Origin of the sequence: Pelobacter seleniigenes DSM 18267 (genome assembly GCF_000711225.1) — a bacterium.
Lineage (GTDB): Bacteria > Desulfobacterota > Desulfuromonadia > Desulfuromonadales > Geopsychrobacteraceae > Seleniibacterium > Seleniibacterium seleniigenes.
In genome coordinates, this window is record NZ_JOMG01000002.1 from 699109 (window position 1) to 713282 (window position 14174).

The following is a 14174-nucleotide window of genomic DNA, read 5'->3' on the forward strand; positions in this document are numbered from 1 at the left end:
CCGTTCGTCTCAGCAATCATATCGGTTAAAGGGGAATATTGCCGTGCTTCTTGCGCGGGTTACTATCCTGCTTGCCCTCCAGCATGACCAGGGCGTTACAGATCCGGAAACGGGTACGCTGCGGCAGAATGACCGCATCCACATAACCACGCTTGGCCGCTTCATAGGGATTGGCAAACTTGTCTGAGTACTCGGCAATGCGTTTTTCGAGAATTTCCTTCGCTTTGTCTGGATTCTCTTTGACCTCCCGGGCAAACAGAATCTCTGCTGCGCCCTTGGCCCCCATCACCGCGATCTCAGCAGTCGGCCAGGCGTAGTTGATGTCACCCCGCAGGTGCTTGGAACTCATGACGCAATAAGCGCCGCCGTAAGCTTTACGCACAGTGACCGTGACTTTCGGTACGGTCGCTTCGGCAAAAGCGTACAACAGCTTGGCGCCGTTACGGATGATCCCGCCGTACTCCTGGGTCGTTCCGGGCAGGAACCCGGGCACGTCGACAAAGGTGACCAGCGGAATATTGAAGGCGTCGCAGAAACGGACGAAGCGGGCAGCCTTGACCGAAGCATCGTTATCCAGCACCCCGGCGAGATGAAGGGGCTGATTGGCGACAATGCCGACCGACTGACCGCCGTAGCGGGCAAAGCCGATCACGATATTGGGTGCATAGTCGGGCTGGATCTCGAGGAATTTCCCGTCGTCAACGGTAGCGGCAATCAGCTGCTTGATGTCGTAGGGATGATTCGGGTTCTCCGGCAGCAGGTTGCACAGGCCCATCTCCTCGCGATTGACAGAATCGTTGGTATCCAGACGCGGCGGGGCTTCCATGTTGTTTTGCGGAATATAGGAGAACAGTTCCCGCAACTGGCTGATTGCCTGTTCTTCGTTGTCGGCGGCCAGGTGGGCGACGCCGCTTTTGGTGGTATGCACACTGGCACCACCAAGGGTTTCGACATCGACATCTTCATGGGTCACCGCTTTGACCACCTTGGGACCGGTCAGGAACATGTAACTGTTGTTCCGCACCATCACGGTGAAGTCGGTCAACGCCGGAGAATAGACGGAACCGCCGGCACAGGGACCGAAGATCCCGGACAGCTGGGGAACCACCCCGGAGCTGGTGACATTACGCAGGAAAATATCCGAATAGCCGGCCAGACTTTCGATCCCCTCCTGAATCCGCGCACCACCCGAGTCATTGAGGCCGATCACCGGCGCACCGTTTTTGACCGCCATGTCCATGATTTTGCAGATCTTCTCGGCAAAGGTTTCCGACAGTGATCCGCCCAGCACGGTGAAATCCATGGAAAACAGGTAAACCAGACGGCCGGCGATGGTTCCGTAGCCGGTGACGACACCGTCGCCGAGGGTTTCCATCTTCTCCATCCCGAAATGGTGACAACGGTGCCCCTTGAACATATCGAATTCTTCGAAACTGCCTTCGTCAACCAGCAGTTCGATACGCTCACGGGCAGTCAGTAGCCCTTGGTCATGGCGTTTCTTAATTTTCTCGATCCCGCCCCCGGAGAGAGCTTTCTGCCGTTTCTCCAACAGCGCATTCATTTTCGCTTCCATCATCAGCGACATCCCTTAATCATCAAAGTTAATAGCAAAAATTTAAATAACGTTATCAGCCGTTGTAATAGACTGAATAGAGCGTTTCCGAACCGGTAATCTTATCAACCTCAGTCTGGAGTTTTTGGCGCCGCTCATCGGCCAGCCAGACATTCCAGTCCTTCAGGGTCTGCCAGGTACTCAGCACCAGGTATTCGCTCGGGTCATCATAATTAACCAGCGTTTCCCCCGATACATAGCCGGGCTGGGCATTGGCCAGGGCCCTCATCTCCAACAATAACGGCCTCAATTCCGCAGCTTTATCCTGCGGCACATGACGTACTATTACGATTCTTACCGACATAGCATCTCTCCCTCGATCATTTAAAAAATTATTCGCCAGATACGACAAAGGCCCAACGCTCAAGATCTGGTCGGGCCCAAGTCAACAACCGGCACTGGTCATACCGAGCTACCGGATCAGTCAGATCCGTATTTCCAGTCGTCGTCAGTTTCGCCGGCAAGCAAAGCGGTGTAATCAAGATCGGAGTCGGCCGGTTGCGGGGACGGGTTGACAAACTCTTCCAACCAGTAAGACAGTGCTGCTTCACCCATTTCTCAATCTCCTTTTTTGTGTCTTGGGTTAATCAACTTTGAATGTTTCGCCGTCAGAATAGGAGAAATAGAGAGAGGTAAAAAGTACCTTAGCAACAAACGGCAGGATTCATCAGGTAAGCGGTCGGAAAGGATGGATAAGCGGGAACACGAAAAACCGGTTTAAATCCGCATCAACAATAGCCCTTCGACATTCGAAGAGCCATTGCCAAACGTCTTCGATCAGCCTTGCCCCGTCGGCCGGACCGCCCTGGGGAGCAGTCCGCAACTAGTGAAAATACAGGTCTTTTTTTGGCGGGTCGCAGCACTGCCAAAAACCCACTAAAGGCTGAAAGCGTCTTTCAATTTGCGCAGGTAGCGACGACTGACCGGCAGCGCGTAACCACTGTGGGTCCGGACTTCGGCGAGGCCGTTTTCCTGGGTCACGATCTCGTCAACAAAACAGGGGTTGACCAGATACTGTTTGTGACAGCGCAGATATCCGGCGCGGCCTTCCAGAACTTTCAAGGTCAATTCGGTAAAGAAGCCTCCTTCCGCGGTGTAGACATGAACGCCGCTGATATCGGAGTGTACGTACTCGACCGCCTGCGGATCGATCAACTTGATCTTATGGCCGCTGGTACAGGGAATCCGGTTGAGCTGGGCCATTTGGTAATTGGGAGCTTCCTTGGCCGCGACGGCAGCACGGATTTTCTGCATGGCGCGGGACAGATGCTCAGGATCGACCGGCTTCAACAGATAATCAAGGGTCTTTTCTTCAAAGGATTTCAGAGCATATTCATCAAAGGCGGTGACAAACACCACATAGGGCATGATCTCCTCTTCAATCATCCCGAGCAGATCGAACCCGTCCAGAACCGGCATCTTGATATCCAGAAACAGCACATCAGGATGTTCATGGTTCACCATCCTGATCGCTTCCATCGCATTTTCACAACTTCCGACTATTTCAACACCGCCGATGTCCTCAAGGAGAACAGACAATTCTTCCCGCGCATGAAACTCATCATCGACAATCAGTACCCTGATCATTTCACTACTCCGTTTTTGTCGGGCAGAATCAAGGAAACCTTGGTCATTTCGTCAGGGACGCAAGCGATTTCCGTCCCGAACTGACTCCCGTAAAGATTCTTGATCCGCTTGTCCACAATATTCATCCCCAGACCGTCGGTCCGGATTTTTTCACAGTAAGCGCCGGCGTCATCAATCACCTCGATGAAGATGCGCCCTTCCTCGCGGCGGGCGGTGATCCTGACTTTACCGGCATTCAGCATATTGGAAATTCCATGTTTGATAGCATTTTCGACGATCGGCTGCAATGTAAAGGTCGGCACTTTTGTCTTCAGCAATTTGGCATCAATATCCTGCTCGATGATGAGCTTCTCGCCAAAGCGCGCCTTCTGGATGACCAGGTACGAGTTGACATGATCCAGCTCTTCTTCCAGGGTCGCCAGATCGCTCGAACGTTTGAGGTTTTTACGAAAATAATTGGACAGATGGAGCAACAGGCTGCGGGCCTGGTCCGGGTCCTTGCGCACCACCGCCACAATGGTATTCAGTGCATTGAACAGAAAGTGAGGGTTGACCTGGGCCTGAATCAGCTTCAACTCCGATTTGACCAGCAGGTTTTTCTGATTTTCATAGCGATCCCGCAGCAGTTGCTCGGAAAGCAGGCGGGCGATCCCTTCACCGAGGGTCTTGTTCAGGTTCAGGAACAACTTGTGCTTGGGTTCGTAGAGTTTGATGGTGCCGACAACCTCGTTATCCGCCCGTAACGGCACGATCAACGCCGACCCCAGCGGACAGTCTTCGCGCAGCGCGCAGGAAAATTTTTCCTTCACTCCATCGGAGTAAATAACCTTATTGTCGCGGATCGCTTCCCGGGTCTGCGGCGACGCGATGGTCAGTCCAGGACGATGATGATCCGCCCCTTCGCCGACAAAGGCCAAGGTGGTCTCGCGGTCGCTGATGCCGACCGCCCCGACGCCGGTTTCATCGTAGATGATTTCCGCCAGTTTTCCGGCGGTTTCCTGATTAAACCCCTTACTGAGAATCCCCAGACTACGCTCGGCAATGTTCAACGCTTTGGCGGAAAACATCGCCCCAACCTTGTCGAGCATGGTCTTCTGGTCGCGCATCATGGTCATGAACAGGGCCGCGCCCAAGGCATTGGCCACGATCATCGGAAACGCATAGCTGTGGATCATCGGCCAGGCTGCTGCGGTCGGGCTGACCAGGATCCTCAACACCGCAAGCTGCAGAATCGCTCCGCCCAAAGCGGTCAGGAGAGCCACACTCGGGTAAAACAGTTGCTCGGACTGATTTTTCCGCTGCAGGTACAGATGAACCATGCCGCCGAGCAGGCCTTGTGCGGCCGCGGATAGTCCCTGAGCGACCGCAACCAGGGTCAACTGCCCGAAGAATACGGAAAACAGTCCGCTGACCGCACCGACTGCAAAGCCGATCAGCGGTCCGCCGATGAGTCCGGCAATCACGTTACCGATGGCGCCGGCATTGAAAACGGCATCATGAATGGGCAGCCCGACGTAACTGCCCAGCGTTGCGAACCCGGAAAAGATAATGAACAGAAAGAGTTTATGTTTGACCAACAGGGTATCGCTGGCCAGCGGTTTGAATGCCGGGGACTTACTGAACAGGTAGGCAATAAGCAGGAAAATCGCCATCTGTTGCAGCAGGTCAAAGAGATAGATCATGACGTCAATCGCAATAATGCAAAGGTTACCAGGGGCGTTGGTGAACTGACAAAAACGTCCTCCACCGGGTTATTTTGTCAAGAATCCCTGTGATACGCCAAGTCATTCTACAGGTCAAGGGCTATCGCTTCAAGGCTTTCCGGCAGCGCCGGGCCGATCCGACAGGAGAGTCAACCGCAAAGAATCAGGAAATTCGCTCGTCGGCAACAACCAAACCGTCTGGATCGGCATACAACCAGGCGCCGGGCCGAAACATGACTCCGGAGAAACTGACTGGGATACCGCTTTCACCGATCCCTTTTTTAATGCTTTTGCGGGGTATCGTAGCCAGGGCCAGCACGCCGAGGGGCATTTGCCCGATTTCCGCGGAATCCCGGATACAGCCATACATGACAACCCCGGCCCAGCCGTTATCGACCGCCTTTTGCGCCAGCCGGTCACCGAGCATGGCACAGCGCCTGGAGCCGCCAGCATCGACCACCAGGATCTGCCCATTGCCAGGGGTACCCAGCAATTCACTGACCGTGGAATTGTCTTCAAAGCATTTGATGGTCGCGATTGGACCACAAAAATAATTCTGTCCGCCATAGTGGGTGAACAACGGCTCACCGACCTGGAGGCGGTCTTCATACTCATCATAAAGGTCAGCAGTTGCCCAACTTTGTTGTTGCTCGGTCATAAGACATCTCCATAATGAGAAGAGGGGGAGTAAAACGGTCGGCCAGTTGCCAAACCGGGGAAAAGCTATTTTCAGCTGCATAGGAGCGAGAGGGAACGGACAGGAAAAAGCTGAATTCATCGTCTGATCCCGACGCGGAATCACCCGCGCCGGGATCGAAAACAACCGGTAAAAATCAGGCCGTTTTTTTGTTCATGATCCGCCCCAGCAGCATGGGGGCAAAAACGATCAGAATAGCCAGGAAGTACAAAAAGAGACTGCTTCCCGATTCAAACAGAATCGACCAGTCTCCACCCGAAATAGACAGGGCCCGGCGCAGGTTGTCCTCGAAAATGTTACCGAGCACCACGCCTAAAATAACCGGGGCAAGGGAGAACTGCAGTTTGCGCAGCAACCAGCCGAAGACTCCCAGACCGATGATCATGTACAGGTCAAAGGGATTGCTGACCACGGAATAGATGCCGACAAAAGCCAGCACAGCGATCAGCGGGGTCAGAAATTTCTGCGGGATAGTCAACAGCCTGGCGAAAATTCCGACCAGCGGCAGGTTGATCACCAGCAGGGCGATATTGCCAATATACATGGAGGCGATCAATCCCCAGGCGATTTCCGGCCGGTTCTGGAACATCAGCGGACCCGGAGTGACATTGAACAGCAACAATGCGCCCAGCAGAATTGCGGTGGTTCCTGAGCCGGGAATCCCCATGGTCAACATCGGCACCATCGCACCGCCGGCCGAAGCGTTGTTGGCCGCTTCCGGAGCCGCCAGGCCGCGAACATCGCCGCTGCCGAAATTCTTGCCGCTTTCACCGGCCAGACGCTTTTCCGTCCCATAGGTCACAGCCGAAGCGACCGAGGCCCCGGTTCCCGGCAACACGCCGATGAAGAAGCCGATCAACGAACTGCGCAAAATCGTCCACTTGACTTTCATCAAATCCTGCCAGGACACGAAGCTCTTGCCGATGGGCAGCACTTCCAATTTGCCAGTCACCTGCTGCTCGACCAGACTGATCAGTTCCGCCATCCCGAACAGACCGATGACGATGATCAGGAAATCGATCCCGGAAAGCAGGTCCGGAATATCAAAGGTGAAACGTGGCACCCCGGTATTGGCATCAATCCCGATGGTGGTGATCATAAAGCCCATGATCGCCCCGAGCAGGGTTTTAACCGGGTTTTTCCCGACCAGGGAGGAGAGGCAGGTAAAAGCGAAGACCATCAGCGCCACATAATCGGACGGGTTGAACTTGATCGCGACCGAAGCCAGCAAGGGACCGAACAGTGACATCAGAATGACAGCAATAGTACCGCCGATAAACGACGCCACCGCGGATAACGACAAGGCCCGTCCGGCTTCGCCCTTTTTGGCCATGGGGTTACCGTCGAGAGTGGTGAACACCGCCCCGGCATCGCCCGGCACATTGAGCAGAATAGAGGAAATCCGGCCGCCGTATTCGGCTCCGTAGTAGATCCCCGCCAGCAGTATCAACGCGGACTCGGGCGGCAAACCGGCACTGAAAGCGATCGGCAGCAAAATTGCGACCCCGTTGATCGGCCCGATTCCGGGCAAGGCCCCGATCAGCGTTCCCGACAGACAACCGATGACCACATACAGAAAGTTTGCCGGTTGCAGGGCAACGGCAAAGCCCTGCGACAGATTCGAGAAAACATCAAACATAGAAACCTCACAAAATCGCTGCCAGAAGGCCTTTTGGCAGATTCAAATCAAGCAGCAGCGCGCAAACGATATAGCCCAGCACACCGGTAGCGATCCCGAACAGGATCGATTCTTTGTAGGTGGCGCTGAACAGCCGCGAAAAGATCCCGCAAAAAATAGCTGTCGCAATAATGAACCCGGCGGGCTCATAAAAGTGGGCATAGGCGATCAGCAGGACAACAACAATCCCGATCCGGGTCAGAACCCGGCCAGCCACACCAAACTTCAACTCGTCCGGCCGGATCAAGACATAAAGACTGCACAGTACGGCGCAGACCGCCAGAATCCGCGGCCAGCTTTCCGGGCCAAGGGGATCGTACTGAAAAGGTGCTTTGATCACTGTAAAGGCGACTACTCCGTAGACAACGGCAACCAGCAAAACAATGGTTCCAAAAATTCTATCAGCCATGAATTTCATTCTCCAAAAATGGCACCGGCTGAGCTAAACCGGTGCCATATGATGGTGGGTGGTTATTTGATCAGACCAGCTTCCCTGGCAACACCGCGCATTTTTTCGACCCGGCGTTTCACTTCTTTGTCAAACTCTTCGCCAGCCATGTTGAAAGGCAGCAGGCCTTTATCTTTCTGAATCTTGGCAAATTCTTCAGTTTTGTAAGCGGCCTTGAAAATATCGGCCCAAGCGTTATAAGCTTCGTCGGAGACATTTTTGCCCATGTAGTAACCGCGCATGATGGTCCATTCCGCATCGTAGCCCAGCTCTTTTGTGGTCGGGATCTGATCGAAAGGAGCGGGCAGCCGCTCGCTGGACATGACAGCAAGAATTCTCATGTCACCGGTTCCCAGGTGGGAAACCATTTCGCCGACATCACCGGTATACAGCTGAATGCTGCCGCCAAGCAGTCCGGCAATGGCATCGCCGCCGCCATCATAGGCGACATAACGCATTTTCCGCGGATCCTTGCCGATCGATTTCAGCAGCAAGGCGGCCTTCATCCAGTCCTGGCTGCCGACCGAGCCACCGGCACCGATGGTCATTGCGGATTCGGTCTTTTTGAACTCTGCCATAACGTCGTCAAGAGTCTGGTATTTGCTGTCCCCTTTCACCACGATCGCACCGAAATCGGCACCAGCAGCGGCGAGGAAGCGCACATCGTCAGCAGTCCATTTGCCGAATTTGCCGGTCGCGATATTGAGCAGGGAGCCAGAGGAGAAGGCGACGATGGCATTGGGATCGTCAGTCCGGGTGGTGTTGAACAGATTGAAGGCAACCGCACCGATACCACCGGGCATGAAGGTGACCTGCATCAAATTCGGCAGTTGATCTTTCAGACCGATCTGGGCCACACGACAGGTTAAATCGAAACCACCGCCAGGTTTGGCCGGTGCAATACACTCCGGTTTTTCGATGCTCGCTGCCGACACCGGCAACGCCAGACCAAGAGCGAGAAACAAACATGCCACAACCTTAACCAACTTCATAAACTTACCTCCTCGTAACGAAAATGAGTTTTGCCCGCAGGCGTGGTAAACGACAACATCAGCATTGTTGATGCCGCTGGTAAACGAATCGACAAAAGGATCTGCCCCGGCTACAACGACCCTTCCGTGGGCCTGATTTCCTCTCATTCAAGGGCGGATTTTCAATTGTTGTTTTATAAATACTCAGGTGCTAGTATTCTGTAAACGTTATGGAACTAAAGGTTTTTTCTGTTTTTAATGTTATTTTTGTTCTTTTTGAAAGCAGTCGGGATAAACATGAAAAAACTGTTGCTTTTCATCGTATTTCTGCTGGCCGGACAGCCACTGGATCAGCGGCTTTGGGCCTTTGAAGCAGACCATCCTGAATGCCTGGTCGCGGCCAAGGCCGGCGGTGGGATGGACATTAGCTGTCAGCTGGTCGCCAATTCGCTGCTTGCGGCCCGACTCATTGATACCCCGATGCAGATTAAATACAAAACCGGTGGCATTGGCGCCGTGGCGTACAACCATGTTATTGGCGTACGCAACAATGATCCGCAGCTGATTGTCGCCACCAGTTCAGGATCTGCCCTGAATATCGCCACCCAAAAATTCGGTCATTACGATGTCAACTCCGTGCGCTGGCTGGGCGCCGTTGCCGCAGATTTCGGGGTCATTGCCGTACGGCGGGATGCCCCTTGGAATTCTCTCAACGACTTGGTCAATGCTCTTCGCCAACCTTCTTGCAGTATCAACATTGGCGGCAGTGGCTCCATCGGCAGCCAGGACTGGATGAAAACCGCACTCCTCGCTCAGGAAGCCGGTATCAAACCGACCCAGATACGCTACGTCGGCTTTGAAGGACCCAAGGATGCCATTGAAGCGCTGCTGAACGGCTATATCGACGTCTTTCCGGGCGACGCTGCGGAGTTGAAAAGCACTTTGCAGAACGGGAAAATCAAGGTCCTCGCGGTGTTGTCCGAGCACCGCCTGCCGGAAGGGTTCGCGGATGTCCCGACCGCCAGAGAGCAGGGTTATCTGGTTGAATGGACCATCTGGCGCGGATTTTACATGGGGCCGCAGGTCAGTGAAGAAAGCTACCAATGGTGGATCAACACCTTCAGGCGAATGGTCAAAAGCCCCGAATTTGAGCAGGAACGGATCAAGCTTGGCCTGTACCCCTTTGTGGTGCTCGGTCAGGAATTCACCACCTTTGTGGAAAAATCTGTGAACAAGCAAAAAGAACTGGCCACGGGTATTGGTCTGATCAAATGAGTGATCGGCTTTTTTCCCTCGTGCTGCTCCTGCTCGGTCTGGTCTACGGGGCTTCGGCCCGCGTGCTTAAGGTTCCATTCAGCTATGACCCCCTGGGGCCGGCTCCGGTTCCGCTGTTTCTGGCGATCCTGCTGATCATCCTTGCGATCCTGTTGATCATTCATCCGCAGCCCATCGACCTGCCCCGGGCAACCACCTGGAAGCGCTTCCTGTGGCTGGCCGCAACCCTGGTCTTTTATCAATTAACCTGGCTCCCCCTGGGCTTTCTGCTCTCGACAACCATCAGCCTTTATCTGGCCTCACGCCTGTTTTACTGTTCCTGGATGCAGGGGCTCATGACCGCCCTGATACTCTCCGTCATCTGTTACGGAGTCTTCAACTTCCTGCTCGATGCCCCGCTGCCGCTGGGGTCAATTTTCAATTACGGCGGCAACTGAGATGGAGTTCTGGACCGAACTCGGCCACGGCTGGCAATTGGCTTTTTCCGCCTTGAACCTGGCTATGATTTGCCTGGGTGTATTGCTAGGGGCCTTGCTCGGTTCAATGCGCGGCCTTCATGCCATTCATGGGGTCGCGCTGTTGCTGCCGCTGACTTACGCTTTTTCCCTGCCGATTGAATCAACCCTGATCCTACTCCTGACCGTTTACTATGCCGCCGAATTCGGCTGGCAGGGAGAAACTGCGTCCGCTACGGAAACACCTGCCGAGCAGAAACATCTGGCCACAGCCCAGACCCTCTCCGGGATTGGCTCTTTTTTCGGCGGGATGACCGCCAATATCGGCATGATCCTGTCGATCATCTTGATCAAACAGGTGGCCCTGCGCTTCGGTCCCGCCGAATATTTCGTGTTGGTGATATTCGCCTTCGCCTCGTTGTCGATCAGAGCGGGAAGCTATCCTTTTCGCACCATCATCAGTACCGTGCTGGGAATCATGATGGCAACCATCGGCATCGATTCGACGACTGGCATCCTGCGCTTTACCATGAACATTCCACAAATTTTTGATGGCATTGAATTCACCACGGTGGTCGTCGGCCTGTTTGTCATCAGCAAGCTGTTCGAACTGCTTGAAGCCAGCCAGCAACCACCAAAACCGCAAGCCAAGACGGAACATCTGCGCCTGAACCGGGTCTCCCTGCTCGCCTGTCGTTGGGCCATGCTGCGGTCCGCGGTATTCGGATTTATTATTGGGGTATTGCCGGGCGGTGGTGCGATTCTGGCCAGTAAACTGAGCCTGAAGATCGAAACAACCTTGTTCGCCAGTGACCGTGATCGCCTGCGGGGCAGGCTCAAAGCGGTCGTTGCCAAAGAAACCGCCAACAGCGCCGCCGTGGGTGGCGCCATGGTTCCGCTGCTGGCGCTGGGGATCCCGGGCAGCGGGACCGCCGCCATCTTGCTCGGCGCCCTGCTGCTGCATAATATTACCCCCGGTCCCGGCCTGTTTACCCAACACGCCGACCTGATCTGGGCCCTGGTCATGTCCATGGGGTTGGGCAACCTGCTGCTGCTCGGACTCTACTGGCCGCTGGCGCGCCTGCTGCAGCGAGTCAGGGAAATCCCGGACTGGTTGTTCAGCCCGGTGCTTATGGTCCTGGCCTTCATCGGCGTATTTTCCATCAATGAAAGCTCGCTCTCCCTGCTGATCATGCTGCTGCTGGGTGGCTGCGCCTATCTGCTGGAGCGCTGGCATTACCCCTTGCCTCCCCTGCTGCTCGGGTTCGTGCTGGGCGAAGTGATGGAAAACGCCTTACGGCGAGCTCTGGCCATCAGCGGCGGCAGCCTCGACATCCTCTACCGTGGACCGATCTGTCAGACGCTCTGGCTGCTGACCTTCCTGGTAATCCTGGTCCCGCTGCTGCTCAGCTGGTTCTTTGGCGGACGGACCGGAGCAGCCAAATGACCGCGCTGCGACAATTTTTCAGACGCCGCCTGGTCCCCCGCAAGTTGCTTGATTCGGTGGCGCTGGTGATCATGATCCTGGTGGTCTTCCAGATGATCTCCCTCGGCGTTCTGTTTTCGCGGATGATTTATGAGATTGTCGAGCAGCAGACTGAAAAGCGCGCCCTGCAGGCCGCCAAGCATGTTGCCCTGATTCCGGAATTGCGGCGCATTGTCAACCACCAGGATCAACTCGACACATTAGCCTCGCTGGCCAATGCCATTCGGCTGGAGGCCGAGGCGACCGGGTTGATCATTACCGACAGCCATGCGCTGCAGATCTATAACAGCGACAGCCGGCAAATCGGTCACCTTTATGAGATTCCCAACCTGAATCGTGTTTTGCGCTACGGCCATCCCTACGTTTCCAAAAGCAGCCTCCAGCATGGTGCGCTGATCAGCGGCAACGCCCCGATTTTCAACGACGACCTGGATATCGTCGGCATGGTCTCGGTCAACTACCAGATTGAAAGCGTCCGTCTGCTGACCAAAGGGTATCTGGAAAAAGAGCTGTTCTACATCTGGGTTTTCATTACCCTCGGCCTGGTCGCGGCCATTTTGATCGCCCGGGGGGTCAAGCGCGCCACATTGGGCCTGGAACCCCAGGAGATCGCTTCCCTGTTCCAGGAACGTGAAGCCATCATTGCCTCCATCCGCGAAGGGCTGGTGGCCACGGATGCCCGGGGAACGATCACCCTGTTCAACCAGACCGCGCGCAATCAGTTCGGCGAAGACCTGCTCGGCCAATCCATTGTCAGTAAGTTCGCCGATATCGATTTTTCTCCGGTGTTTACCGCCGGGGAGCAGCTGGTCAACCAGGAGCTTCCGGTCAAGGGGGTCACCATGATTTTCAATATCGTGCCGATCCGCTTCGAAGGGCTCATCCAGGGCATTGTCATGACTCTGCGCCCCCGTGATGAAGTCGACCTGATGGCGCGCGAATTATCCCAGGTACAGGCCTACTCCGATATGCTGCGGGCCCAGACCCACGAATATACCAACCGCCTGCATGCCATTGTCGGCATGATTCAGATGGAAACCTATGAGGATGTCCTTGACTTCATCGCCACGGAGACCAGCGGACACCGCATTCTGATCCGCCAGCTGACCGAATCCATCCCTGATCCGGCCTTGTCAGCTTTTCTGATCGGCAAATACATGCATGCCCTCGAATTGAAAGTTGATTTTACAATTGATCCGGAAAGTCATATGGTTGATATCCCCGACAGTATCAACCGGCACCAGCTGGTCACAATTCTTGGCAACCTGCTCAACAACGCGTTTGAGGCGGCCCAGGGCAACGCCAGGCACCCGGTGGTCAAGATTTTCATGAGTGATTACGGCAATGACCTGATTTTCGAAATTGAAGACAACGGCCCGGGGGTTGCCGAGCAGCTGAAAAGCACCATCTTTCATAAGGGGGTTTCAACAAAATCCGGCGAAAAAAGGGGGTATGGCTTACATCTGGTCAAGAATGCGCTCAAAGTACTGAACGGGGGGATCAGCGTACAGCATAGCGAACTGGGCGGAGCATTGTTCATTATCGAAATTCCCAAAAGGAATCATGCACAATGAAAACGATTGAAGTTCTGATCATTGAAGACAACCTCAAGGTTGCCAAGGCGCATCAGCTGTTTGTCGAAAAGGTTGAGGGTTTCACAGTCACCGGCGTGGTCAACTGCCTGGCTGATGCCGCGGATATGGTGAAGGTTCTGGAGCCTGATCTGATCCTGCTGGATGTCTATTTTCCCGACGGCAACGGCATGGATTTTTTGGCCCGGCTACGCCGCAACCACGCCGATTGCGATGTCATCCTGATCACCGCCGCCAAAGAGGTCAAACTGCTCCATAGCGCCCTGCGCAGCGGCGTATTCGACTACATGATCAAACCGGTCTTCTTTCAACGTTTTGAAGAGGCCCTCGGCAACTACCGTCAACACTGGACGCGGCTGAACGCCCTTGACGACATGGATCAGGAAGCCGTCGATCACTTTTTTCGTACTGCCCAGGGCAACACGCAACAACAACCTTGCCAGGATGTCCCCAAGGGCATCGACCCATTAACCCTGGAAAAAGTCATCGAAAGTTTCAGCGCCACCCCGGATCAGGGGCAAAGCGCCGAAGAAGTCGGCCACAGCATCGGCGCCAGCCGGACCACCGCACGAAAATACCTGGAGTACCTGATTTCCACCGGTTTTCTGCGCATTAATCTCGAATACGGCACCATCGGCCGACCGGAACGCAAATACTTCAAGACCTGACC

The 14174-nt window shown here is 54.8% G+C and carries 14 protein-coding genes; 5 read left to right on the plus strand and 9 right to left on the minus strand.

Annotated elements, in window-relative coordinates:
• Nucleotides 1–25 precede the first annotated feature (25 nt).
• From N909_RS0105865 to N909_RS0105905, 9 genes are all read right to left on the minus strand, one after another.
• Nucleotides 26–1585: a carboxyl transferase domain-containing protein gene (locus N909_RS0105865; RefSeq protein WP_029912807.1), complete on the minus strand. Its 1560-nt coding sequence runs from the start codon at nucleotides 1583–1585 to the stop codon at nucleotides 26–28.
• Between the two features lie 43 nt (nucleotides 1586–1628).
• Nucleotides 1629–1916: an antibiotic biosynthesis monooxygenase family protein gene (locus N909_RS0105870; RefSeq protein WP_029912810.1), complete on the minus strand. Its 288-nt coding sequence runs from the start codon at nucleotides 1914–1916 to the stop codon at nucleotides 1629–1631.
• 116 nt (nucleotides 1917–2032) lie between these two features.
• Nucleotides 2033–2167, minus strand: a complete 135-nt coding sequence (locus tag N909_RS26305; protein WP_281174816.1) for a hypothetical protein — start codon at nucleotides 2165–2167, stop codon at nucleotides 2033–2035.
• A 321-nt stretch (nucleotides 2168–2488) separates the two neighbouring features.
• A complete protein-coding gene (gene btsR / locus N909_RS0105880; protein WP_029912813.1) occupies nucleotides 2489–3199 on the minus strand; it encodes a two-component system response regulator BtsR in 711 nt (236 codons plus the stop codon).
• Nucleotides 3196–4881, minus strand: coding sequence for a sensor histidine kinase (locus tag N909_RS0105885; RefSeq protein ID WP_029912816.1), 1686 nt, complete (start codon nucleotides 4879–4881; stop codon nucleotides 3196–3198). Before N909_RS0105885 ends, btsR begins: the two co-directional genes overlap by 4 nt.
• 184 nt (nucleotides 4882–5065) lie before the next feature.
• On the minus strand, nucleotides 5066–5560 hold the full coding sequence (rraA, locus tag N909_RS0105890; protein WP_029912819.1) for a ribonuclease E activity regulator RraA: 495 nt from the start codon (nucleotides 5558–5560) through the stop codon (nucleotides 5066–5068).
• A 175-nt stretch (nucleotides 5561–5735) separates the two neighbouring features.
• A complete protein-coding gene (locus tag N909_RS0105895; RefSeq protein ID WP_029912822.1) occupies nucleotides 5736–7238 on the minus strand; it encodes a tripartite tricarboxylate transporter permease in 1503 nt (500 codons plus the stop codon).
• A 7-nt stretch (nucleotides 7239–7245) separates the two neighbouring features.
• On the minus strand, nucleotides 7246–7686 hold the full coding sequence (locus N909_RS0105900; RefSeq protein WP_029912825.1) for a tripartite tricarboxylate transporter TctB family protein: 441 nt from the start codon (nucleotides 7684–7686) through the stop codon (nucleotides 7246–7248).
• 62 nt (nucleotides 7687–7748) lie between these two features.
• A complete protein-coding gene (locus N909_RS0105905) occupies nucleotides 7749–8717 on the minus strand; it encodes a Bug family tripartite tricarboxylate transporter substrate binding protein (protein WP_029912827.1) in 969 nt (322 codons plus the stop codon).
• Between the two features lie 276 nt (nucleotides 8718–8993).
• Here N909_RS0105905 and N909_RS0105910 point away from each other — a divergent pair, with 276 nt between their 5' ends.
• From N909_RS0105910 to N909_RS0105930, 5 genes are read left to right on the plus strand one after another with little or no spacing between them, the layout of a single operon-like run.
• Nucleotides 8994–9971, plus strand: coding sequence for a tripartite tricarboxylate transporter substrate binding protein (locus N909_RS0105910; protein ID WP_029912830.1), 978 nt, complete (start codon nucleotides 8994–8996; stop codon nucleotides 9969–9971).
• Nucleotides 9968–10408 carry a tripartite tricarboxylate transporter TctB family protein gene (locus N909_RS0105915; RefSeq protein ID WP_029912834.1) on the plus strand — a complete coding sequence of 147 codons (441 nt, stop codon included), beginning with the start codon at nucleotides 9968–9970 and terminating at the stop codon, nucleotides 10406–10408. Before N909_RS0105910 ends, N909_RS0105915 begins: the two co-directional genes overlap by 4 nt.
• A 1-nt stretch (nucleotide 10409) precedes the next feature.
• Nucleotides 10410–11873 carry a tripartite tricarboxylate transporter permease gene (locus N909_RS0105920; protein ID WP_029912837.1) on the plus strand — a complete coding sequence of 488 codons (1464 nt, stop codon included), beginning with the start codon at nucleotides 10410–10412 and terminating at the stop codon, nucleotides 11871–11873.
• Nucleotides 11870–13486, plus strand: a complete 1617-nt coding sequence (locus N909_RS0105925) for a sensor histidine kinase (RefSeq protein WP_029912840.1) — start codon at nucleotides 11870–11872, stop codon at nucleotides 13484–13486. The genes N909_RS0105920 and N909_RS0105925 overlap by 4 nt, the downstream gene beginning before the upstream one ends.
• Nucleotides 13483–14172 carry a response regulator gene (locus N909_RS0105930; protein ID WP_029912843.1) on the plus strand — a complete coding sequence of 230 codons (690 nt, stop codon included), beginning with the start codon at nucleotides 13483–13485 and terminating at the stop codon, nucleotides 14170–14172. The genes N909_RS0105925 and N909_RS0105930 overlap by 4 nt, the downstream gene beginning before the upstream one ends.
• Nucleotides 14173–14174 lie beyond the last annotated feature (2 nt).

Coding starts and splice junctions, on each gene's coding strand:
- N909_RS0105865 (WP_029912807.1), bottom strand. CDS start 1,585: ATGTCGCTGATGATGGAAGCGAAAATGAATGCGCTGTTGGAGAAACGG.
- N909_RS0105870 (WP_029912810.1), bottom strand. CDS start 1,916: ATGTCGGTAAGAATCGTAATAGTACGTCATGTGCCGCAGGATAAAGCT.
- N909_RS26305 (WP_281174816.1), bottom strand. CDS start 2,167: ATGGGTGAAGCAGCACTGTCTTACTGGTTGGAAGAGTTTGTCAACCCG.
- btsR (WP_029912813.1), bottom strand. CDS start 3,199: ATGATCAGGGTACTGATTGTCGATGATGAGTTTCATGCGCGGGAAGAA.
- N909_RS0105885 (WP_029912816.1), bottom strand. CDS start 4,881: ATGATCTATCTCTTTGACCTGCTGCAACAGATGGCGATTTTCCTGCTT.
- rraA (WP_029912819.1), bottom strand. CDS start 5,560: ATGACCGAGCAACAACAAAGTTGGGCAACTGCTGACCTTTATGATGAG.
- N909_RS0105895 (WP_029912822.1), bottom strand. CDS start 7,238: ATGTTTGATGTTTTCTCGAATCTGTCGCAGGGCTTTGCCGTTGCCCTG.
- N909_RS0105900 (WP_029912825.1), bottom strand. CDS start 7,686: ATGGCTGATAGAATTTTTGGAACCATTGTTTTGCTGGTTGCCGTTGTC.
- N909_RS0105905 (WP_029912827.1), bottom strand. CDS start 8,717: ATGAAGTTGGTTAAGGTTGTGGCATGTTTGTTTCTCGCTCTTGGTCTG.
- N909_RS0105910 (WP_029912830.1), top strand. CDS start 8,994: ATGAAAAAACTGTTGCTTTTCATCGTATTTCTGCTGGCCGGACAGCCA.
- N909_RS0105915 (WP_029912834.1), top strand. CDS start 9,968: ATGAGTGATCGGCTTTTTTCCCTCGTGCTGCTCCTGCTCGGTCTGGTC.
- N909_RS0105920 (WP_029912837.1), top strand. CDS start 10,410: ATGGAGTTCTGGACCGAACTCGGCCACGGCTGGCAATTGGCTTTTTCC.
- N909_RS0105925 (WP_029912840.1), top strand. CDS start 11,870: ATGACCGCGCTGCGACAATTTTTCAGACGCCGCCTGGTCCCCCGCAAG.
- N909_RS0105930 (WP_029912843.1), top strand. CDS start 13,483: ATGAAAACGATTGAAGTTCTGATCATTGAAGACAACCTCAAGGTTGCC.